Below are 21,380 nucleotides of genomic sequence, written 5' to 3'. Positions count from 1 at the left end.
CATCCGTCGTGCATCCCGTAGTGCATCCGTCGTGCATCCCATGGTGCGCCCGTCGTGCACTCTTGGCGCGCCCGTGGTGCGCGACCTCGCGAACCCGTCGCGTACCCCGACGCGCCGGTTCTGCCCGACGCTCCCGCCGGTCCCGCCCGATGCGCCGGCAGTCCCGGCCCTCTGGGCGCCTTCAGCCCGCCCGCAGCGCCATCGTCATGGCCTCCACCGCGAGCAGCGGGGCCACGTTGCGGTCGAGGGCCTCGCGGCACGCGGCGATCGCGTCGATGCGGCGCAGAGTCGCCTCCGGCGAGCCGCCGCGCGCCAGGCGCTGCAGGATGTCCTCGGCCTCCGTGTTGGCGATGGCCACACGGGAGCCGAGCTGGAGGGCAAGGACGTCGCGGTAGAACCCGGTGAGGTCGATCAGGGCCAGGTCCAGGCTGTCGCGCTGCGTTCGCGTTCTTCGGCGCTTCTGCCGGTCCTCCAGCTCCTTCATGATGCCCGCGGTGCCGCGCGGCATACGGCCGCCCTGAGACGCGCCGAGGGCCGCCTTCAGGTCCTCGGTCTCCTTCACGTCGACTTCCTCGGCGAGCTGCTTGGCGTCCTCGGCGGCCGTGTCGATCAGCTCCTGGGCCGCCTTGAGGCAGCCGCCGATGTCGTCGACCCGGAGCGGGAGCTTGAGGACGGCGGCCCGGCGCGCCCGGGCGCTCGGGTCCGTGGCGAGGCGACGGGCCCGCCCGATGTGTCCCTGCGTCGCGCGCGCGGCGGCCGCCGCGACGTCGGGCTCGATGCCGTCACGGCGTACGAGGATGTCGGCGACGGCGTCCACCGGCGGGGTGCGGAGGGTGAGCAGGCGGCAGCGGGAGCGGATGGTGGGCAGGACGTCCTCGATGGACGGGGCGCACAGGAGCCAGACCGTGCGGGGGGCGGGCTCCTCGACGGCCTTCAGGAGGACATTGCCCGCGCCCTCCGTGAGACGGTCCGCGTCCTCCAGGACGATGACCTGCCAGCGGCCGTTCGCCGGGGACATCTGGGCGCGGCGGACCAGGTCGCGGGTCTCCTTCACACCGATGGAGAGGAGGTCGGTGCGGACGATCTGCACATCGGCGTGAGTGCCGATGAGGCTGGTGTGGCAGCCGTCGCAGAAGCCACAGCCGGGGACTCCACCCAGTGCGCGGTCGGGGCTCAGGCACTGGAGCGCCGCCGCGAACGCCCGCGCCGCCGTGGAACGGCCCGAACCGGGCGGACCCGTGAACAGCCATGCGTGCGTCATCTTGGACGCCTCCGGGACCGGGGTGTCCGCGGCGACCGCCGTGACGAGGGCGTCGGCGTCCCGGGCAGCGGCGGCGAGCTGCTCGCTCACCTTCTCCTGGCCCACCAGGTCGTCCCACACGGGCATGGAGCACCGCCCTTTCGTCGCACTTTGCCTTGCCGCGTCCATTGTGCGGGTCGCCACTGACAATCCGGCCCCGGCCGGGTGACCGGGGCCTCACGGGCGCTCCTGCAGCGCCGACCGCCGGGACTCAGGGGCGGCGGCCGCCCCGTCCCTCGTCCCGGTCGTCGTCCTCGCGCGGGCCCAGCAGTTCGTCGGCCAGGGTCGGGAGGTCGTCCAGCGGAGTCTCCTCGGCCCAGTCGGAGCGGGGACGGCGACGCGGGGCGCCCGCGTCGTCGACCTGGGGCAGCTCGCGCGTACGGTCGCCGGGACCGTCCGGCCGCGGCGCCGCCCGCTCGTCCCGGAAGAAGCCGGGCGGTACCCGGTCCGCCGGATCACCGGCGGGAGCACCGGCCGTGGGAGCACCCGTGGACGCACCCGCGCGCCCGTCCCGTACCGGAGGAAGCACCGCCGTCTCATCGGCCGCGCCCTGAGCCACGGGCGGCAGCACGGCGGTCTCGTCCGCCGCACCCGGGGCAACGGGCGGAAGCACCGTCGTCTCGTCCGCCGCACCGGAAGGCACCGGCGGCAGCACTGCCGTCTCGTCCGCCGCGCCCTCGGGCACAGGCGGCTTCGGCAGCTTCGCCGTCTCCTCCCCGTCGGACCGGGAGCCGGACCGAGAACCGGCAGGCACTTCACCCGTGCCGGACCGAGAACCGCCAGGGCCCTCACCCGCCCGCACCGGCCGCAGCACCGCCGTCTCGTCCACGGGCCCACCCGAGGCGTGCGACGGCGTCACAACGGGCGTGGGCACCGTCGTCTCGTTGTCCGGCGCGGGAGCGGCGGCCGGAGCAGCCGGGGTGGCCGGAGCAGCCGGAGCCCCAGTAGCGTTCGCCACCGCGGTCGACGCCGCGGCCTCGGCGGAAGCCGCCGCAGCCGCCGACGCGGCCTCCGTCGCCACCCGCCGAGCCTCCTCGGCCCGCAGCAGGGCCTCCTCGGCCTTCCGCTGCTTCTCCAGGCGGCGCGCCTCGGCCTCGGCACGCAGCCGCGCCTCCTCCTCGGCCTGCTTGCGCCGACGCTCCTCCTCGGCGGCCCGCGCCTGCTCCTCGGCGAGACGCCTGACCCGCTCCTCCTCGGCACGGCGGCGGGCCTCCTCGGCGCGCTGCCGGGCCTCCTCCGCCTGGCGCTCGGCCTCGCGCCGCTGGGCCTCCTCCAGCTCGCGCTGCTTGCGCTCCTCCTCCTCGGCACGGAGCTTGGCGAGCTGCTCCTGACGGTCGCGCTCCAGCCGCTCCTCCTCCGCCTTGCGCGCGGCCTCTTCCTCCGCCTTGCGCCGGGCTTCCTCCTCGGCCGCCTTGCGGGCCTCCTCCTGGGCCTTCACCTCGGCCTCGGAGAGGGGCAGCATCACATCGAGCCGGTGCCGGATGACCGTGGTGACCGCCTCGGGCTCCTGGGCCGCGTCGACGACCAGGTACCGGCCCGGGTCGGCGGCGGCGAGCGTCAGGAAACCGGACCGCACGCGCGTGTGGAACTCGACGGGCTCCGACTCCAGCCGGTCCGGCGCCTCCGTGAACCGCTCGCGGGCCGCCTCAGGAGACACGTCCAGCAGAACCGTCAGATGCGGTACGAGCCCGTTCGTCGCCCACCGGTTGATGCGGGCGATCTCCGTCGGAGACAGGTCGCGTCCCGCGCCCTGGTAGGCCACGGACGAGTCGATGTACCGGTCGGAGATGACTATGGCGCCCCGCTCCAGCGCGGGCCGCACCACCGTGTCGACGTGCTCCGCGCGGTCGGCGGCGTACAGCAGCGCCTCCGCGCGGTGCGAAAGCCCCGCCGAGGACACGTCCAGCAGGATCGACCGCAGCCGCTTGCCGACCGGTGTGGCGCCCGGCTCCCGGGTCACCACGACCTCGTGGCCCTTGGCGCGGATCCACTCGGCGAGCGCCGTCGCCTGGGTGGACTTGCCGGCCCCGTCGCCGCCCTCCAGGGCGATGAAGAAACCGTTCGTGGCGGGCACCTGCGCCGGGTCGTCGCCGCCGCGCAGCGCGTCCAGCAGGTCGTGCCGCAGTGGCACCCCGGAGCGGTCGTCGACCTTGGCGAGCACCAGCGCGGCGACGGGCAGCAGCAGCGCGCCCACCAGCATGAGCGTGAAGGCGGCGCCCCCGTGCGCGAACACGAACTTGCCGTTCTCCAGGCGGTGCGGACCGATCGCGGCGGCCACCAGGGGCGCCGCCAGCGCGCCGAGCGCCACGGAGACCCGTACGACCGCGTGCAGATGTTCGGTCGTCCGCGCCCGCCGGTACTCCTCGGCCTCCTGGTCGAGCAGCGCGTGCCCGGTGTTCGCGGCGACGCCCGCGCCGATGCCCGCGAAGGCCACGATCAGCAGCACGGTGGTGACGTCCGGGACCAGCCCTGCGGCCAGCAGCGCGACCCCGGTGAAGGCGATCGCCAGTGCGAGCAGCCTGCGCCGCGACAGCGACGGCAGCACCGAAGGGGCCGTACGGATGCCGATGACGACACCCCCGGTCAGGGCCAGCACCAGCAGCCCGTACGTCACCGGTCCGCCGCCCAGGTCCTTGGCGTGCAGCACGGAGACGGCGACGGCGGCCGAGATGGCCCCGGCGACCGCCGCGCAGGCCAGGACCAGCAGCGGAATCGCGCCGGTACGGCCCTTGTCGACGCCGGTGCCCGTCTTGGGACGGCGCAGCCCCTCGAGGGGCGACCGCGCGCGGGGGGTGCGTGCGTCGGGCAGTTCGAGGAACGTGAGCACCGAGAGCGAGGCGGCGAACAGTCCGGCCGCGACGTACGAAGCGAGCGCCACCTGGTGCTGGTCGAACCAGTCGATCCCGGCGCCCAGCAGATTGTTGACGAGCGACACCACAACGAGCGTGGCGGCCGCGAGCGGCACCGCCATGAAGGCCGTACGAAGCGACAGGCGCCGCAGCGCGTCCATGTGGTCCGGCAGCGGGCGCACCGTGGCGCCCTCCAGCGGCGGCACGGGCAGCAGGGCGGGCGCCGCGCTCTCCCGGCACACCGTCCAGAACCGCTCGGCGACACCGGTCACGAACGCGATGACCAGGAGGACGGCGAGCGCGTCGTCCGGGGTCCAGTCGATCCACAGGGGCGCGACGATGAGGAGCGCGGCCCGCAGACCGTCGGCTGCGACCATGGTCCAGCGCCGGTCGAGGGGCCCCTCCGGGGAGGTCAGAGAGGTGAGCGGCCCGAGGAGCACGGCTCCGAAGAGCAGCGTCGCGAGCACGCGTGCCCCGAAGACGGCCGCCACGGCGAAGGCCACTCCCCGGTAGCCACCGCCGAAGGAACCCTCGAAGATCGCCGCCTGGAGGGCCAGGACGACCAGCACGAGGAGGGCCAGGGCGTCGGCGACACCTCCTACGAGCTGTGCGCTCCACAGTCGCTTCAACTGCGGCTGGCGCAGCAGCGCGCGGACGGCGCGCTCGCGGGAATCTGCGACCAGGGCGTCGTCGGGGGCCGGATTGTGGGCCGTTGGCTGCTCGGCTCGCGTCATCCTGCAAGCCTATCCGGACCCACTGACTCCCCGAAGGGGTGGCCGAACATACGGACGCCCCCACACCAGAAGGTGTAGGGGCGTACACGTGCCGGGCACCTCACGCACACGGAAACCGACGCTCCGAGGGCACCGAAACCGGGCCTCGGAAGGCGCACGGATCACGACGCCCACAGGCCACCGTCATCCCGGCGGCCTCAGCCCTCCGAAGCCGCCGCCTCCGTGAGAAGGCCTCAGCCTTCCGAAGCCGCCGTCTTCTTCGCGGCGGCCTTCTTGGCAGGTGCCTTCTTGGCAGCCGTCTTCGAAGTCGTCGTCTTCTTTGCGGCCGTTTTCTTGGCAGGGGCCTTCTTGGCGGGTGCCTTCTTCGCGACCGCCTTCTTCGCGGTCTTCTTGGCCGGGCTCTTGGCACGCTTCTCGGCGAGCAGCTCGTAGCCGCGCTCCGGGGTGATGTCCTCGACGCTGTCGCCGGACCGCAGGGTCGCGTTGGTCTCGCCGTCGGTCACGTACGGCCCGAAACGGCCGTCCTTGACGACGACGGGCTTCCCGCTGACCGGATCCTCGCCCAGCTCCTTCAGCGGCGGCTTGGCGGCCGCACGGCCACGCTGCTTGGGCTGCGAGTAGATCTCCAGCGCCTCTTCGAGCGTGATGGTGAAGAGCTGGTCCTCGGACTGCAAGGAGCGCGAGTCCGTGCCCTTCTTCAGGTACGGCCCGTAGCGCCCGTTCTGCGCGGTGATCTCCACGCCCTCGGCGTCCTTGCCGACGACGCGCGGCAGCGACATCAGCTTCAACGCGTCGTCCAGCGTCACCGTGTCGAGCGACATCGACTTGAACAGCGAGGCCGTGCGCGGCTTGACGGCATTCTTGCCCGTCTTCGGGGTGCCCTCGGGGAGCACCTCGGTGACGTACGGGCCGTAGCGGCCGTCCCTGGCGATGATCTGGCGGCCGGTCTCCGGGTCGGCGCCCAGCTCGAAGTCACCGCTCGGCTTGGCGAGCAGCTCCTCCGAGAGCTCGACCGTCAGCTCGTCGGGGGCCAGGTCCTCGGGCACATCGGCGCGCTGGTGGTTCTCGGAGTCCTTCTCGCCGCGCTCGATGTACGGGCCGTAGCGCCCGACGCGCAGCACGATGTCGTCGCCGACCGGGAAGGACGACACCTCACGGGCGTCGATGGCGCCCAGGTCGGTGACGAGCTCCTTGAGGCCGCCGAGGTGGTCCCCGTCGCCGTTGCCGGCCTCGGCGGCACCGGTCGCCTCGCCCTCACCGAAGTAGAACCGCCTCAGCCACGGCACGGCCTGCGCCTCGCCGCGTGCGATGCGGTCGAGGTCGTCCTCCATCTTGGCCGTGAAGTCGTAGTCGACGAGCCGCCCGAAGTGCTTCTCCAGGAGGTTGACCACGGCGAAGGACAGGAAGGACGGCACGAGTGCCGTGCCCTTCTTGAAGACGTATCCGCGGTCGAGGATGGTCCCGATGATCGACGCGTACGTCGACGGGCGGCCGATCTCGCGCTCTTCGAGCTCCTTGACCAGGCTGGCCTCGGTGTAGCGGGCGGGCGGCTTGGTGGCGTGCCCGTCGACCGTGATCTCGTCGGCGGACAACGGGTCGCCCTGGCTGACCTGCGGGAGGCGGCGCTCACGGTCGTCGAGCTCCGCGTTCGGGTCGTCCGCGCCCTCGACGTACGCCTTCAGGAAGCCGTGGAAGGTGATCGTCTTGCCGGACGCGCTGAACTCGGCGTCGCGGCCGTCGGAAGCCGTGCCCGCGATCTTCACGGTGACGGAGTTTCCGACCGCGTCCTTCATCTGGGAGGCGACGGTCCGCTTCCAGATCAGCTCGTACAGCTTGAACTGGTCACCGGTCAGACCCGTCTCGGCCGGGGTGCGGAAACGATCACCCGAGGGCCGGATCGCCTCGTGCGCCTCCTGCGCGTTCTTGACCTTCCCGGCGTACGTCCGCGGCTGTGCCGGCAGGTAGTCGGCGCCGTACAGCTGCGTGACCTGGGCGCGGGCCGCGGCGATCGCGGTGTCCGACAGGGTCGTGGAGTCCGTACGCATGTAGGTGATGAAGCCGTTCTCGTACAGCTTCTGCGCCACCTGCATGGTCGCCTTCGCGCCGAAGCCGAGCTTGCGCGAGGCCTCCTGCTGGAGCGTCGTCGTACGGAACGGCGCGTACGGCGAGCGGCGGTACGGCTTGGACTCGACCGAGCGGACCGAGAAGTTCGTGTTCTCCAGGGCGGCGGCGAGCGCACGGGCGTTCGCCTCGTCCAGGTGGAGCGTGTTCGCGCTCTTCAGCTGCCCGAGGGAGTCGAAGTCGCGGCCCTGGGCGACGCGCTTTCCGTCGACCGTGGTGAGGCGCGCGACCAGGGAGGACGGGTCGCTGAGGTCGCCTGCGCGGCCGGTTCCGAAGGTGCCGGTCAGGTCCCAGTACTCGGCGGAGCGGAAGGCGATGCGCTCGCGCTCCCGCTCGACGACGAGGCGGGTCGCCACGGACTGGACACGGCCCGCCGACAGACGCGGCATGACCTTCTTCCACAGGACCGGCGAGACCTCGTAGCCATAGAGGCGGTCGAGGATGCGGCGGGTCTCCTGGGCGTCGACCATGCGCTGGTTGAGGTCGCGCGGGTTGGCGACGGCCTCGCGGATCGCCTCCTTGGTGATCTCGTGGAAGACCATCCGCTTGACCGGGACCTTGGGCTTCAGGACCTCCAGGAGGTGCCACGCGATGGCTTCGCCCTCGCGGTCCTCATCGGTGGCGAGGAAGAGTTCGTCGGAGTCCTTCAGCAGGTCCTTGAGCTTCTTGACCTGGGCCCTCTTGTCAGCGTTGACCACATAGATCGGCTGGAAGTCGTTCTCGACGTCCACGCCGAGGCGGCGCACCTCGCCGGTGTACTTCTCCGGCACTTCCGCGGCGCCGTTCGGGAGGTCGCGGATGTGCCCGACGCTCGCTTCGACGACATAGCCGGGGCCGAGATAGCCCTTGATCGTCTTCGCCTTGGCAGGCGACTCGACGATGACGAGTCGGCGGCCGCCGTGTGCGGTGTCGCTGGTCGGGGACAACTTCGCTCTTCTCTCCGGTCGACGCGGGGGGTCCTCCCCAGGTCTTGCTCCCGGGGGTCGGGTCGTGCTGACGCTGCGGAGTGTGACGGTACATCCCGCCCCCGTGTCAAACGGGAAAAGCCCGCAACGGCCACTCGAACGGTAACCCGACTCCCGCCATTCCTGCCGCCCGGAGTGTCCACCAGCTCTTTTCGGGCCTATCCGGAGCGTGACCTCCCAGTTACCGGAGTGCCGGTCCTCACGCGCGCGTAAAGCACCACATCCCGAGTACCAGCGCACCGGTTCCGGCGACGCTCGCGAGGGTCGCCGATGCGACGCGGTTCACACCGTGGGCGACCGGCTCGCCCTGTCGCAGCCGGATCGCGGTCCAGGCCAGCAGTCCGCCTCCGAACAGGGCGAACACCGTCCCCGCGAAGATCGCCGGTCCGCTTTCCATGGGTGTGTCCTTCCGCCCCGAGTCCTCAGCCTCGGGAGGCTGACACGCCCCGGAAGCGGACGTGCGAACCTGAGGTGAACGCCGGGCGACCAGAACCCCAGGGGAGGCTCAGACCGTGCCGGGCGTGGGTATCTTCCCGGTCGTCTTTGTGTTGTCGGCGTGGCCCACTGTGCACACGACTGTGGTGAATCCGTCGTTCCAGTCTTCCTTGTCGCCCAGCCAGCCGTAGGTCTTCAGCTCCGATCCGGGCGCCCAACTCGACTCGAATTTGTTGCTGCAGAGTTTTCCTCCGTTGTCGATCCCCTTCTTGTAGTCCATGTTCTTGGGCGCGGCGACGAACCCGACGACCTGGTCGGTGTGCGGCTTGGCGCAGTCGGTCAGCAGGGACTGGAACGAGTCACCCCCCTTGTCGACGTACGTCCAGCAGTCCCCGATGGCCATTTGCGCGGCGTACAGGTCCATGTTCTTGTCGCGGAACCGTGCCACTTCGCCCCCGATGGGGACATGCCGTCCGAGTACGAGACATGCCGTACCGCCGTCGGCCGCCGTGAACCCCGCCTTCGTCGGGACGAGGGCATAGGCGCCGGCGTCGGGCAGGGCGGTGGCCACCGGCTCGGCCTGCCCCGCACAGCGTGTCGCGCCCTGGGCGCGGGCGTCGGCGTAGTCGGTCGCCGTGTCGACGGTCACGACCTGACCGTCCGGCCAGTCGTCGGCGCAGTCGACGACGCCGAGGTTCGGCACCGACTTGAAGGGCGTGCCCGACCAGACCGCCTTCACACAGTCGCCGGCCTGCAACGGGTCGGTGAGTCCCGCCTGTTCGCCGTACGGGTAGACCGGCCCCGTCGGCTCCGGCGCCGACGTGCTCGCCGAGGCCGAAGGGGCCTTCTTCGCCGCGCTGTCCTTCTTGTCGCCGTCACCGCCGGTCAGCGAGACGGCGGCCCAGGCGCCGCCGGCGAGCACGAGGACGACGGCCACGACGAGGGCGATGACGGCGGCGACGGGCTTCTTGCGCCCCACGGGCGGCGGAGGCGGTCCGGGCGGACCGCCCAGGTAGGGCTCCGACACGGAGGGGCTGCCCCCGTACGGGTGGGTCGGCAGGGGCGGGCTGCCCTCGTGGGGCTGGGGCGCGGCGCCGGTCCCCACGTCCGGGCCGCTCGCGTAGGGGTTGTTGCGGACGTCGTACGCACCCTGCGGGGCCGCCGAACTCCAAGGGGCGTACGGCGACGGGGTGCCGGAGGCCGGCACGGCCGGGCCACCCGGTGTGGCGGGGCCGCCGGCAGCGGGGGTGTCGCCCGCGCCCGGGCCGGCCGGACCACCGGGCGTCTGCGGGGTGTTCGGCGTGGGGGGCGCGCCCGGCGTCTGCGGTGTACCCGAGCTCGGCGGGGTACCCGGCGTCGATCCCCCTGCCCGGTCCGCGTACGGGTCGCCGTACGGCCCCTGCGCCGAAGCTCCCGCCTGCCTCGGGGGCAAGCCCGCGACATACCCGGGAGGCGCGCCCGCGACCTCGTCCGAGGGCACGCTCGCGGACGGGCTGCCCGGCACCGCTCCGAATCCGCCCGGCGGCGGCCCGAATCCGCCGGGCGCAGGACCCGGCAGGGGTGTCGCTCCCCACCCGGGCGGGGGCCCGAACCCCGCGCCCGGCGCGCCCCGCACCACTCGCTCCAGCCCCCGCGCGACCGCCTCCGGTGACGACCTCCGTACCGGGTCCTTGGCGAGCAACCCGTGCAGCACGGGCGTCAGTTCACCGGCGCGGGTCGGCGGCGTGGGCTCCTCGCCGAGCAGGGCCGTCAATGTCGCGTAGTCGCCGCGACGGTCGAAGGGGCCGCGGCCTTCGACGGCCGCGTACAACGTGGCACCCAGGGAGAAGAGGTCGGCGGCGGGCGTGGGCGGCTCGCCGCGGGCGCGCTCGGGAGCGAGGTAACCGGGCGTGCCGAGAATGCCGGCGGTGGCGGTGAGCCGCGGCTCGCGGGACTCCGGCTGGAGCGCGATCCCGTAGTCGGTGAGCAGCACGCGCGCGTACGGGTCGCCCGAAGCGTCCGGTGCCAGAAGGATGTTGGCCGGTTTCACATCCCTGTGGAGGATGCCGATCCGATGTCCCGCGGTGAGCGCGTCGAGGACCGCGAGCCCGATCCTGGCGGTCCCCGCGGGCGACAACGGCCCCGACTGCCGTACGACCGCCTGGAGATCGACCGCGTCCGGCACGTACTCCATGACGATCCACGGCAGCCCCTCGTGCACCACCACGTCGTGCACGGTGGCCACATGGGGATGCCCGCGCAACCGCGCCGCGTGCCGAGCCTCGCTGCGCGCCCGCGCGATGCGCTGCGCGGGCTCGCTCGCGTCCATCGGCACGTCCGGCAGCGCGACCTCCTTCATGGAGACCTCGCAGGCCAACTCCTCGTCGTACGCGAGCCATACGCGACCCATGCCGCCCGCGCCGAGCGTCCGCAGCAGCCGATACCGGCCACTGATGACCCTTCCCTCACCCTGATCCGGCGTCTCCCCCGCCATCACGCCTCCCCCGAGACAGCGCGCCTCCCCCGAGGACGCGTGGAACTTGTCTCTTGAAGGTAGCTTCGCACGCACCACTGACAGGAGCCCTTTTGCGGGCCAATCACATCCAATCCCGCCAGAACGGGCGCATGCGACTCAGCGGTGCGAGTACGCCTCAGGGGCTACGCAGCCAGAAGGTCCGCGCCCCCTTCACGCGGCAGGTTCGAGGAACCCCTGCTCCACCAGCAGCCGAATCTGCGCGGGCGTCCGGTCGCGCAGCAACACCGGGTCCTCGCCGACCAATTGGGCGATGGCGTCGAGAATCCGGCCCGCGCTGAGCGTGCCGTCGCACACGCCCGCGAAGCCCGCGCCGACCGTGTCGACCTTGGTGGCCCGGCGCATCCCGCGGTGCTGGCGCAGCACCACGTGCTCCGGGTCCTCGGCGCCGGGCAGCCCCACCTGCTCCTGGACAACCTCCTTGACGAGCTTGAAGTGCCCGGCGAGCAGGGCCGCGTCGTCGTGCGCCCGCAGATAGTCGACGCGATCGAAGTGCGCGCGCACGGTCTCGCCGAGCGGCTGCTCCACGGGGTGCGGCCACTCCTCCACCGTGATCGAGGGCTCGACGGCAGTCAGCTTGCGCAGCGTGATCCATCCGAAGCCGACGGCCTTCACCTTGCGCGCCTCGAACTCGTCCAGCCACGCGTCGTACCGCGCCTGGTACTCGGCCGGGTCGTCGCGGTGGTCGCCCGCGTCCCGCAGCCACAACTCGGCGTACTGCGTGACGTCCTGAACCTCGCGCTGCACGATCCACGCGTCACAGCCGCGGGGCACCCAGGAGCGCAGCCGGTCCTGCCAGTCCTCGCCCTCCACGTGCTGCCAGTTGGCCAAGAACTGCGCGTACCCCCCTTCGTTCAGGCGATCGCCCGCCTGCTGAACGAGCGTGCGGCACAGGTCGTCCCCGCCCATTCCGCCGTCACGGTAGGTCAGCCGGGCGCCGGGCGAGATCACGAAGGGCGGGTTCGAGACGATCAGGTCGTACGTCTCGTCGTCCGCGATCGGTTCGAAGAGCGAGCCCTCGCGCAGGTCGGAGGCAGGGGCTCCGGAGAGCGCGAGGGTGAGCGCGGTGATGTGCAGCGCGCGGGGGTTGAGGTCGGTCGCGGTCACGCGCGTGGCGTGCTGCGCGGCGTGCAGGGCCTGGATCCCGGAGCCGGTGCCGAGGTCGAGTGCGGCGGCGACGGGCGTACGGACGGTGATACCGGCGAGGGTCGTAGAGGCTCCGCCCACCCCGAGGACGACGCCTTCCTCCCGGCTGCCGATACCGCCCGCGCCGCCGACGGCGCACCCGAGGTCGGACACGATGAACCAGTCGTCGCCGTCGGACCCGCCGTACGGCCGGATGTCCACGGTCGCGGCGACCTCGTCCCCACCCACCCGGGTCAGCCAGCCGCTGTCCAGACAGTCCTCGACCGGCAGCACGTCCGCCACGCGCGCCTGCGGCACCGGCTGCTGCAGCAGGAAGAGCCGTACGAGCGTCTCGAGCGGCGTGTCCCCCCGGGTCGCCCGGAGCGCGGGCACGGTCTCACTGCGCGCCAGCGCCGCGTACGCGGGGGCGCCGAGCAGATCGAGCAGTCCGTCGGCGGTGAAGGAGGCGCCGAGCAGGGCGTCCCGCAGCCGAGCGGCGACGTCGACGCGATCGGACGAGGGCAACGGTGACAGGCTGGTATGGCTCACGCTCCCATTGTGTCCGCTCCCGACGAAAGGGACGTACTCCTGTGGACAGCCCCGCCCGACTCCCGTGGACAGCCGCGTGCCGACGCCTGTGGACGGCCCCGCGCCGACGCCTGTGGACGGCCCCGCGCCGACGCCGGCGGACGGCCGCGTGACGCCTTCCGGGGACAGCCCGTGGCGCCCGCCGCGGACAGCCCGCGCCACGGGCCGCACAGCCACACCGCGGGCCGGACACGCGCGCACCCGATACCGAAGGCCTGACGCGCGCATCCGATATCGAAGGCCCGACACGCGCGCACCCCATGCCGAGGGCCCGGTACGCGCGCGTACCGGGCCCTCTTTCGGTTGGCCGAACGATCGCTCTCCCGGGGATCAGCCCTTGGTCGTCGAAGGCGAGGCGGACGCGGCCTTGCAGCTGGCCTGCGTGGCCATCGCCTTGCCGACGTCCCCCTCTTCGAGCTTCTTCAGGGCGTCGGTCCCGCTCTGGCTCAGCTTGCCGAGCTGCTCGGCAACCCCGCTGAGTCCGTCGGCGAACTTCGCCTGGTCCTTCGTGTTCAGGGCGTCCGACTGCTTCCCCAGGTCGGCGTAGGAGGCGGAGAGGTCGTTGAGCTCCTTGACCGCGTCCTGCTGCTTCTTCTTGCCGTTGTCGACGTCCGGCGGGCCGGCCTTCTCAATGGCGGCCGCCATCACCTTGTAGGCATCCGAGATGTCCTGGAAGCCCTTGGTGTCGGCCTTCTGGACGTCCTCCGGCGCGCTGTCGTCCGAGGCCTCCTTCTGGATCGCGACGTTGGCGGTCGCGATCTTCTTGATCTGCGGCTGCACCGCGTCACAGACCTGCTTGGCCCAGGAGTTCAGCTTGTCGTTGTTGCCGTTGCTGTTACTGCATCCCGACAGCGCCAGTACCAGTACCGCACCGCCGGACAGTGCGGCCGCGAGCTTCTTGTTCACCGGATTGGTCCCTTCCATGGCTCTCGGCCCCGGAACATACACGGCAAGCGGGCGACATTCGCGTGCCGAATGTCCGCCTGAACAGCTTTTGCAGCCATTTGCACCAAGCGAGAGAAGGCTCACGGAGAAGGTGTGAACACACACAAGGCGGGCGGAGGCGCGTGAGTACGCGCCGTCCGCCCGCCCCGTGCGCGGAACCCTGACCAGGTGCAAGGCCAGGAACCGTCCGGTTGCCTACGAAACCACCGCAGGATCGGCCGGCTTCGAAACCCGCTCGGCGTTGCCTTCGTCACCCACGGCGATCCCACGCCGCTTGGAGATGTACACCGCGCCCACGATCACGAGGATCGCGAGAACGGCGATGAGTACCCGCACACCGACGTTCTTGTCGTCACCGTACGAGAACTTGACGACCGCCGGGGCGATCAACAGCGACACCAGGTTCATCACCTTGAGCAGCGGGTTGATCGCGGGTCCCGCGGTGTCCTTGAAGGGGTCACCGACCGTGTCGCCGATCACCGTCGCGGCGTGGGCCTCGCTGCCCTTGCCGCCGTGGTGACCGTCCTCGACGAGCTTCTTCGCGTTGTCCCACGCACCACCGGAGTTGGCGAGGAAGACCGCCATCAGCGTGCCGGTCCCGATCGCGCCCGCGAGGAACGAGCCGAGCGCGCCGACCCCGAGCGTGAACCCGATCGCGATCGGGGTGAGGACGGCGAGCAGCCCGGGCGTGGCGAGTTCGCGCAGCGCGTCCTTGGTGCAGATGTCGACGACGCGCCCGTACTCGGGCTTCTCGGTGTAGTCCATGATCCCGGGGTGGTCGCGGAACTGCCGCCGCACCTCGTAGACCACGGCCCCGGCGGACCGCGAGACCGCGTTGATCGCCAGCCCCGAGAAGAGGAAGACGACCGCGGCGCCTGCGATGAGACCCACCAGGTTGTTGGGCTGCGAGATGTCCATCATCAGGTTCATCGGCGCACCCGCGCCCGAGACCTTCTCGCCCACCTCGCTCGCGGCCGTGGTGATCGCGTCCCGGTACGAGCCGAACAGCGCGGAGGCCGCGAGGACGGCCGTGGCGATGGCGATGCCCTTGGTGATGGCCTTGGTGGTGTTGCCCACGGCGTCCAGGTCGGTGAGCACCTGGGCGCCCGCGCCCGTCACGTCGCCGGACATCTCGGCGATGCCCTGCGCGTTGTCGGAGACCGGACCGAAGGTGTCCATGGCCACGATGACGCCGACCGTGGTGAGCAGACCGGTACCGGCCAGCGCCACCGCGAAGAGCGCCAGCATGATCGACGTACCGCCGAGCAGGAACGCCCCGTACACGCCGAGGCCGATCAACAAGGCTGTGTAGACGGCCGATTCGAGACCCACGGAGATACCGGCGAGGACGACGGTGGCCGCGCCGGTGAGCGAGGTCTTGCCGATGTCCCGGACGGGACGGCGGGTGGTCTCGGTGAAGTAGCCGGTCAGCTGCTGGATCAGTGCCGCCAGCACGATGCCGATCGCGACGGCGACGAGCGCGAGGATCCGCGGGTCGCCCGCCTTGGCCTTGATCGCCGCGTCCGTGACTCCGTCAAGATCGGCGTACTTCGCCGGGAGGTAGACGTAGACGGCCGTGGCCACCAGGGCCAGCGAGATCACCGCGGAGATGAAGAAGCCGCGGTTGATCGCGGACATGCCACTGCGGTCGGAGCGCCGGGGCGCCACCGCGAAGATGCCGACCATCGCGGTGATTACGCCGATCGCGGGCACGATCAGCGGGAACGCGAGCCCGGAGTCGCCGAACGCCGCCTTGCCCAGGATGAGTGCGGCGACGAGCGTGACGGCGTACGACTCGAAGAGGTCGGCAGCCATGCCCGCGCAGTCGCCGACGTTGTCGCCCACGTTGTCGGCGATGGTCGCGGCATTGCGCGGATCGTCCTCCGGAATGCCCTGCTCGACCTTGCCGACCAGGTCGGCGCCGACGTCGGCGGCCTTGGTGAAGATGCCACCGCCGACACGCATGAACATGGCGATCAGCGCGGCGCCGAGACCGAAGCCCTCCAGGACCTTCGGCGCGTCGGCCGCGTACACCAGCACCACACAAGAGGCGCCCAGCAGACCGAGCCCCACCGTGAACATGCCGACGACGCCGCCCGTGCGGAAAGCGATCTTCATGGCTTTGTGCGAGACGGCGGTGAGATCCTTTTCGGGCTCACCCTCCGCCGGGGTCGCTTCCCGTGCCGCGGCGGCCACGCGGACATTGCTCCGTACGGCGAGCCACATACCGGTGTAACCGGTGGTCGCCGAGAACGCCGCGCCGATCAAGAAGAAGATCGATCGGCCCGCACGCTGATTCCAGTCGTCCGCGGGCAGCAGCATGAGCAGGAAGAACACCACGACGGCGAAAACGCCGAGCGTGCGCATCTGCCGGCCCAGGTAGGCATTCGCGCCTTCCTGGATCGCCGTCGCGATCTTCTTCATACTGTCGGTGCCCTCGCCCGCCGCGAGGACCTGGCGCACCAGGATCCCGGCGACCACGAGCGCCGCCAGCGCGACGGCCCCGATGACCATCACGATGAGACGGTTGTCGTCGGTCAGTACTGCGGCTGCGAAGGTTGTGGGTTGGTCAAACTGATGAGGGGTAGAAAGCCCCGCCATTCGTCCTCCTTGACGCCTGTGCTGAGCTCAAGATGTGGACGGATTGTAGGTACCGGAACCTGATCAAAACAGTGCGCGGTAAGCGGAATTAGCCTTCACATGCTCTTCAGCAAATGATCGACCCGTGCCCACGGAACCCGAAAGAGGTAATGCCCCAAAAGCGTTGACGCTTGATCAAATAATCGCGTGATTGATCGTGAATTAATTCACGAAAAGGCGGGCGCCCAGGCGGGGCATGCAAAAAGGACCCTGCTGAGCAGGGCCCTTCGGGTTTGCTACGAGGATGCAGCCGGGGCTGCGATCGGGATCCGATCCAGCCGCGGTCGGTGTGTGGTCAGGAAGCGAGCGAGGCCGGCGGCGTGGTCGGCCAGCTCATCCTGATCAGTCCGCCGTTCTCCCCGGCGGTGACTTCGACGTCGTCGACGAGGCCGCTGATGACCGCGAGGCCCATCTCGTCCTCCTCGGCGTCCGCGTCCGAGTCACCGGGGGCGGCGCCGGGCACGGTCTCACCGGGAGCCGTCCGCGGCGCCTCGTCGCCGACCTCGATGGAGAACTGCTTCTCGTCCTCGATCAGGCTCACCCGCACCGGCGCCGAGATGCCGCCGCTCTGGTGAAGTCCGACGGCACGACTGCAGGCCTCGCCGACAGCGAGCCTGACCTCGTCGAGTACGGCCTCGTCCACTCCGGCCCTGCGCGCCACCGCTGCCGCCACCAGACGGGCGGTCCTGACGTGCTCGGGCAGCGCGCTGAAGCGGAGTTCAACGGTGGCCATGCATCCCCCTCAGACTACGGGCGTGCTGTCAGGGGGACGGGGCTGTGGCCCAGTCCCCCCACTACTGGCGAGCCCGGGCCCACAGCCCGGGAAGACTGGTGGTCAGTCGGTGGCGTTGACCGCCTCCTCCACCGAGGTGTGAATCGGGAACACCTTGGTGAGACCGGTAATACGGAAGATCTTGAGAATGCGCTCCTGGTTGCAGACCAGTCGCAGTGAGCCCTCATGGGCCCTTACGCGCTTCAGGCCGCCCACCAACACGCCGAGCCCGGTGGAGTCGAGGAAGTCCACGCCCTCCATGTCGACGACAAGGTGGAAACTGCCGTCGTTCACCAGCTCGACCAGCTGCTCGCGCAGCTTGGGCGCGGTATATACATCGATTTCGCCGCCGACCTCGACGACCGTACGGTCGCCGTTAGGGCCGGGCACATTGCGAGTCGACAGGGACAGGTCCACGGATCCTCCAGCACCTTGCTATCGAGCGGTCGCCCCATGGGACACCTCGGCAGAGCCCCCGGGACGGTTCGCCAGCCGCGATGGCATTCAATCACTTACCGGCAGGCGTGCACGACGCCTTGGCCCCATTGTCCGTCACGCCAGTGACACACTCGATGCCGATGGCCAAGAATCTCCGATCCGATCGACCCTCGTCGGACACCGCTTCCCGCCCCTCGCCGGGCACGATCCTGGACCGGCTCGCCTCTGGACCGAGCCGGGCTTCGCGCATCACTCATACGGAGCACTTGCCCCCGCGCGAGGGCCGCCATGCCGTCTGGCCCGACCGGATCCGCTCGGAGGTCATCGCCGCGGTGCAGGCCGCGGGTATCGAGCATCCCTGGGCCCACCAGGCACGGGCCGCCGAGCACGCCCTGGACGGCGAGTCGGTGATCGTCGCCACGGGCACGGCCTCCGGCAAGTCCCTGGCGTACCTCGTCCCGGTCCTGACAGCCCTGCTGGACGGCTCGGAGGCGCCGAACGGCCGTGGCGCCACCGCGCTGTACCTGGCCCCGACGAAGGCCCTCGCGGCCGACCAGTGCCGCTCCGTGAAGGAACTTTCACAACCTTTGGGCAGTGCCGTACGCCCAGCCGTGTACGACGGCGACACGCCCTTCGAGGAACGCGAATGGGTACGTCAGTACGCCAACTACGTCCTGACCAACCCCGACATGCTGCACCGCGGGATATTGCCCTCCCACCCCCGCTGGTCCTCCTTCCTCCGCTCGCTGCGCTACGTCGTCATCGACGAGTGCCACACCTACCGCGGCGTCTTCGGCTCCCACGTCGCCCAGGTGCTGCGCCGTCTGCGCCGCCTGTGCGCCCGCTACGGCGCCTCTCCCGTCTTCCTGCTGGCCTCCGCGACCGCCGCCGAGCCGTCGGTGGCCGCGCGCCGGCTGACCGGCCTTCCCGTCGTCGAGGTCGCGGACGACGCCTCCCCACGAGGTGAACTGGTGTTCGCCCTCTGGGAGCCCCCGCTCACCGAGCTGCACGGCGAGAAGGGCGCACCCGTTCGGCGTACCGCAACCGCCGAGACGGCCGACCTGCTGACCGATCTCACCGTCCAGGGCATGCGCTCGATCGCCTTCGTACGGTCCCGGCGTGGCGCCGAGCTGATCTCGGTGATCGCCCAGGAACGCCTCGCCGAGGTCGACCGCTCGCTGGCCCGGCGCGTCGCCGCCTACCGCGGCGGCTACCTCCCCGAGGAACGCCGCGCCCTCGAACGCGCCCTGCACTCCGGCGAACTCCTCGGCCTCGCCGCCACCACCGCCCTCGAACTCGGCGTCGACGTCTCCGGCCTGGACGTCGTCGTCATCGCCGGTTACCCGGGCACCCGCGCGTCCCTGTGGCAGCAGGCGGGCCGCGCGGGACGCTCAGGGCAGGGCGCGCTGGCGATCCTGGTCGCCCGCGACGACCCACTGGACACCTTCCTCGTCCACCACCCCGAGGCTCTCTTCGACCAGCCCGTGGAATCCACCGTCCTCGATCCCGACAACCCGTACGTCCTCGCCCCGCACCTGTGCGCCGCCGCCGCCGAGATCCCGCTCACGGACGACGACTTGGAGCTCTTCGGCCCAGCCACCGCCGGCCTGCTCCCGCAGCTGGAGGCCGCGAAGCTGCTGCGCCGCCGGACGAAGGCCTGGCACTGGACGCGCCGGGAGCGGGCCGCCGATCTGACCGACATCCGCGGCGAGGGCGGCAGCCCGGTGCAGGTCGTCGAGGCCGGAACCGGACGGCTGCTCGGCACGGTCGACGCCGGCGCCGCGCACACGACGGTCCACGAGGGCGCGGTCCATCTGCACCAGGGCCGTACGTACCTGGTGCGCAAGCTGGACCTGGAGGACTCCGTCGCACTCGTCGAGGAGGCCAACCCGCCGTATTCGACGGTCGCCCGCGACACGACGTCCATCTCCGTCCTGGAGACCGACGTCGAGGTCCCCTGGGGCGACGGCCGGTTGTGCTACGGCTCCGTCGAGGTCACCAACCAAGTCGTCTCCTTCCTGCGCCGACGTGTCATCACCGGTGAAGTGCTGGGTGAGACGAAACTCGACCTCCCTCCTCGTACGCTCCGCACCCGCGCCGTCTGGTGGACGGTCACGGAGGACCAGCTCGACGCGGCCCGGATCAACCCGGAGATCCTCGGCGGCGCCCTGCACGCCGCCGAGCACGCGTCGATCGGCATGCTTCCGCTCTTCGCCACCTGCGATCGCTGGGACATCGGCGGCGTGTCCATCCCGCTGCACCCGGACACCCTGCTGCCCACCGTCTTCGTGTACGACGGTCACCCCGGCGGCGCGGGCTTCGCGGAGCGCGCCTTCCACACCGCCCGCACCTGGCTCACCGCCACCCGCCAGGCCATCGCCTCCTGCGAGTGCGACGCCGGCTGCCCGTCCTGCATCCAGTCCCCCAAGTGCGGCAACGGGAACGATCCGTTGCACAAGCGAGGGGCCGTACGGCTGCTCACGGAGTTGCTGCGGGCGGCACCGGAGGGCTGAGCGCCCGGCGATCGAGCGCTGCCGGCGGCTCCGGGGCCGCAAGCGGTGGGCCGGCGGGCGGGCCAGGGGCGACGGGCCCTGAAGGTCCCGCCGGGCCGGGTTCAACCGGTCCCGCGGGTCCCGCCCGCGACCTGACCTCCGCGGCGAACGGTCCCCTGCCCGACGCCGCCGTCACGTCCGAGATCTCCCCCTCGACCGCGCACCGGACGAGTCGTGCGCGCTGCGCCCGTGCCACCCGCTCCGCACGGGCGCAGGCCGCCGTGCCACCGTCCATCCAGTGGTCCGCCGCGGCGAGTGCCGCCAAGTCGGCCGCCCCCGCCGCGCGGTGGCGGACCACGACGACCTGCCCCATGGCCAGGACCGCCCCGAACACGACACACAGCACGGCGATCGCCCCGACGGTCCAGACGGTCGCCGACCCTCTGTCCGAGGAAAGGGTCCGCTTGCCCCAGGGGTTCCGCTTGTCCAGGGAGCTCCGCGAGTCCCCAGGAGGCCGTATGTCCCGGAGGGTCCGCGTTTCGTGGGGGGTCCGCACGTCCCACGGGGGCCGCATGTCCCGGAGAGTCCACGCATCCCGGAGAGTCCGCGCGCGCCCGGGAGTCCGCACCGCCCAGGGGGTCCGCTTGCCCGGGAGGATTCGCATGTCCCAGGGAGTCCGCGTGTCCCAACCAGCTCCCCTCATCCGCCAACCACCCCCACCGTCTCCTCCGCCAGAGCCACGGCCTCGTCGCTCAGCTCCACAGACAGCGCGTCGGGACCCGGCGCACTCGCGGTGACCGTCACCCGTACCAGGTCGTCCTCCCGACTCACGGTCACCTTCGCGCCGCGCGGTGCCGCCCGGAGGGTCGTCGCCATGACCGTGTCGGGCGGGTCCTGGCGCGCCGCCGCCCGGGCGCCCGCCCTCGCCGCGTCCACGCACTGGATCTGCGCGGACGCGGCGAGCAGGGCCCAGACCAGCGCCATTCCGACGAGCACCAACGAAGGCAGCACCACGGCGGCCTCTGCGGTCACGAATCCACGGTCCCGAGACCGGGCCTGGCCACTCGCACACCGTTCGCGCCCCGACGATGCGGCCGGGCCAGGCGCCCACCGTTCACGCTCGGACGTAGCGGCCGGGTTACGCGCCCACCGTTCGCCCAGCGACATAGCGGCCGGGCCCCAGGGCACCCGCTCACATCTGGACATTGAGCGCCCGCCCCACGATGCCCTGCAGTTCCTCGCTGACCTGCCCGCTCGTCACCACCTTGTAGAGCACGGCTGCGAAAGCCACCGCCGCGATGATCCCCACCGCGTACTCGGAGGTGACCATTCCCGCGTCCCTGCGTGCCACCGGACCGCGCATCCATGCCCGCGCCCACGCACGTCCCCGAACGAGCCCTCGTACCATCCTGCGCATTTCAACCCCCGTAAGGTTCAACCCCGTTGATCACTTGTCGTTCACCG

At 71.3% G+C, this 21,380-nt stretch carries 14 protein-coding genes; 1 reads left to right on the top strand and 13 read right to left on the bottom strand.

What is annotated here, in order from left to right; translation table 11 throughout:
* Window positions 1–181: 181 nt before the first annotated feature.
* The 10 genes from AB5J53_RS26330 to bldG all read right to left on the bottom strand — a co-directional run bounded on the left by AB5J53_RS26330 (window position 182) and on the right by bldG (window position 17,403).
* On the bottom strand, window positions 182–1,387 hold the full coding sequence (locus AB5J53_RS26330) for a DNA polymerase III subunit delta' (protein ID WP_369248123.1): 1,206 nt from the start codon (window positions 1,385–1,387) through the stop codon (window positions 182–184).
* 124 nt (window positions 1,388–1,511) lie between these two features.
* Window positions 1,512–4,883 (bottom strand): dTMP kinase, encoded by a 3,372-nt coding sequence (gene tmk, locus AB5J53_RS26325; protein WP_369248122.1) that lies wholly within the window; start codon window positions 4,881–4,883, stop codon window positions 1,512–1,514.
* 233 nt (window positions 4,884–5,116) lie between these two features.
* Window positions 5,117–7,930 carry a type I DNA topoisomerase gene (gene topA / locus AB5J53_RS26320; protein ID WP_369248121.1) on the bottom strand — a complete coding sequence of 938 codons (2,814 nt, stop codon included), beginning with the start codon at window positions 7,928–7,930 and terminating at the stop codon, window positions 5,117–5,119.
* A gap of 238 nt (window positions 7,931–8,168) precedes the next feature.
* Window positions 8,169–8,366 carry a hypothetical protein gene (locus AB5J53_RS26315; RefSeq protein ID WP_369248120.1) on the bottom strand — a complete coding sequence of 66 codons (198 nt, stop codon included), beginning with the start codon at window positions 8,364–8,366 and terminating at the stop codon, window positions 8,169–8,171.
* Between the two features lie 108 nt (window positions 8,367–8,474).
* The gene (locus tag AB5J53_RS26310) at window positions 8,475–10,877 is read right to left on the bottom strand and encodes a protein kinase (protein ID WP_369248119.1); all 2,403 of its coding nucleotides are present in this window, start codon (window positions 10,875–10,877) and stop codon (window positions 8,475–8,477) included.
* Window positions 10,878–11,069: 192 nt separating this feature from the next.
* Window positions 11,070–12,590 (bottom strand): methyltransferase, encoded by a 1,521-nt coding sequence (locus AB5J53_RS26305; RefSeq protein ID WP_369248118.1) that lies wholly within the window; start codon window positions 12,588–12,590, stop codon window positions 11,070–11,072.
* Between the two features lie 369 nt (window positions 12,591–12,959).
* Window positions 12,960–13,553 (bottom strand): small secreted protein, encoded by a 594-nt coding sequence (locus AB5J53_RS26300; RefSeq protein ID WP_369248117.1) that lies wholly within the window; start codon window positions 13,551–13,553, stop codon window positions 12,960–12,962.
* A gap of 216 nt (window positions 13,554–13,769) precedes the next feature.
* On the bottom strand, window positions 13,770–16,175 hold the full coding sequence (locus tag AB5J53_RS26295) for a sodium-translocating pyrophosphatase (protein ID WP_369248116.1): 2,406 nt from the start codon (window positions 16,173–16,175) through the stop codon (window positions 13,770–13,772).
* Between the two features lie 334 nt (window positions 16,176–16,509).
* Entirely contained in the window at window positions 16,510–16,947 is a 438-nt protein-coding gene (locus AB5J53_RS26290; RefSeq protein WP_369248115.1) for an ATP-binding protein, read from the bottom strand.
* Window positions 16,948–17,049: 102 nt separating this feature from the next.
* Window positions 17,050–17,403 carry an anti-sigma factor antagonist BldG gene (bldG, locus tag AB5J53_RS26285; protein ID WP_099504946.1) on the bottom strand — a complete coding sequence of 118 codons (354 nt, stop codon included), beginning with the start codon at window positions 17,401–17,403 and terminating at the stop codon, window positions 17,050–17,052.
* A gap of 80 nt (window positions 17,404–17,483) precedes the next feature.
* Between bldG and AB5J53_RS26280 the strand changes: the two genes are divergently transcribed.
* Window positions 17,484–19,937 carry a DEAD/DEAH box helicase gene (locus AB5J53_RS26280; protein WP_369248114.1) on the top strand — a complete coding sequence of 818 codons (2,454 nt, stop codon included), beginning with the start codon at window positions 17,484–17,486 and terminating at the stop codon, window positions 19,935–19,937.
* Here AB5J53_RS26280 and AB5J53_RS26275 read toward each other — a convergent pair.
* From AB5J53_RS26275 to AB5J53_RS26265, 3 genes are all read right to left on the bottom strand, one after another.
* Window positions 19,903–20,406 (bottom strand): Rv3654c family TadE-like protein, encoded by a 504-nt coding sequence (locus AB5J53_RS26275; protein ID WP_369252475.1) that lies wholly within the window; start codon window positions 20,404–20,406, stop codon window positions 19,903–19,905. The genes AB5J53_RS26280 and AB5J53_RS26275 overlap by 35 nt on opposite strands.
* A 209-nt stretch (window positions 20,407–20,615) precedes the next feature.
* The gene (locus AB5J53_RS26270; protein ID WP_369248113.1) at window positions 20,616–20,948 is read right to left on the bottom strand and encodes a TadE family type IV pilus minor pilin; all 333 of its coding nucleotides are present in this window, start codon (window positions 20,946–20,948) and stop codon (window positions 20,616–20,618) included.
* A gap of 160 nt (window positions 20,949–21,108) precedes the next feature.
* On the bottom strand, window positions 21,109–21,324 hold the full coding sequence (locus tag AB5J53_RS26265; protein ID WP_369252473.1) for a DUF4244 domain-containing protein: 216 nt from the start codon (window positions 21,322–21,324) through the stop codon (window positions 21,109–21,111).
* Window positions 21,325–21,380 lie beyond the last annotated feature (56 nt).

The sequence above is a fragment of the Streptomyces sp. R41 genome (assembly GCF_041053055.1).
Taxonomy (GTDB): Bacteria; Actinomycetota; Actinomycetes; order Streptomycetales; family Streptomycetaceae; genus Streptomyces.
Note: the sequence above shows the minus strand (reverse complement) of the source record. Positions and strands in the feature narration are given on the sequence as shown.

Bases quoted from the DNA above. Each gene is read 5' to 3' on its own strand.
- AB5J53_RS26310 (WP_369248119.1), bottom strand. From the start codon at position 10,877: ATGGCGGGGGAGACGCCGGATCAGGGTGAGGGAAGGGTCATCAGTGGC.
- AB5J53_RS26280 (WP_369248114.1), top strand. From the start codon at position 17,484: ATGGCATTCAATCACTTACCGGCAGGCGTGCACGACGCCTTGGCCCCA.
- AB5J53_RS26330 (WP_369248123.1), bottom strand. From the start codon at position 1,387: ATGCCCGTGTGGGACGACCTGGTGGGCCAGGAGAAGGTGAGCGAGCAG.
- AB5J53_RS26290 (WP_369248115.1), bottom strand. From the start codon at position 16,947: ATGGCCACCGTTGAACTCCGCTTCAGCGCGCTGCCCGAGCACGTCAGG.
- AB5J53_RS26300 (WP_369248117.1), bottom strand. From the start codon at position 13,553: ATGGAAGGGACCAATCCGGTGAACAAGAAGCTCGCGGCCGCACTGTCC.
- AB5J53_RS26315 (WP_369248120.1), bottom strand. From the start codon at position 8,366: ATGGAAAGCGGACCGGCGATCTTCGCGGGGACGGTGTTCGCCCTGTTC.
- tmk (WP_369248122.1), bottom strand. From the start codon at position 4,883: ATGACGCGAGCCGAGCAGCCAACGGCCCACAATCCGGCCCCCGACGAC.
- AB5J53_RS26265 (WP_369252473.1), bottom strand. From the start codon at position 21,324: ATGGTACGAGGGCTCGTTCGGGGACGTGCGTGGGCGCGGGCATGGATG.
- AB5J53_RS26295 (WP_369248116.1), bottom strand. From the start codon at position 16,175: ATGGCGGGGCTTTCTACCCCTCATCAGTTTGACCAACCCACAACCTTC.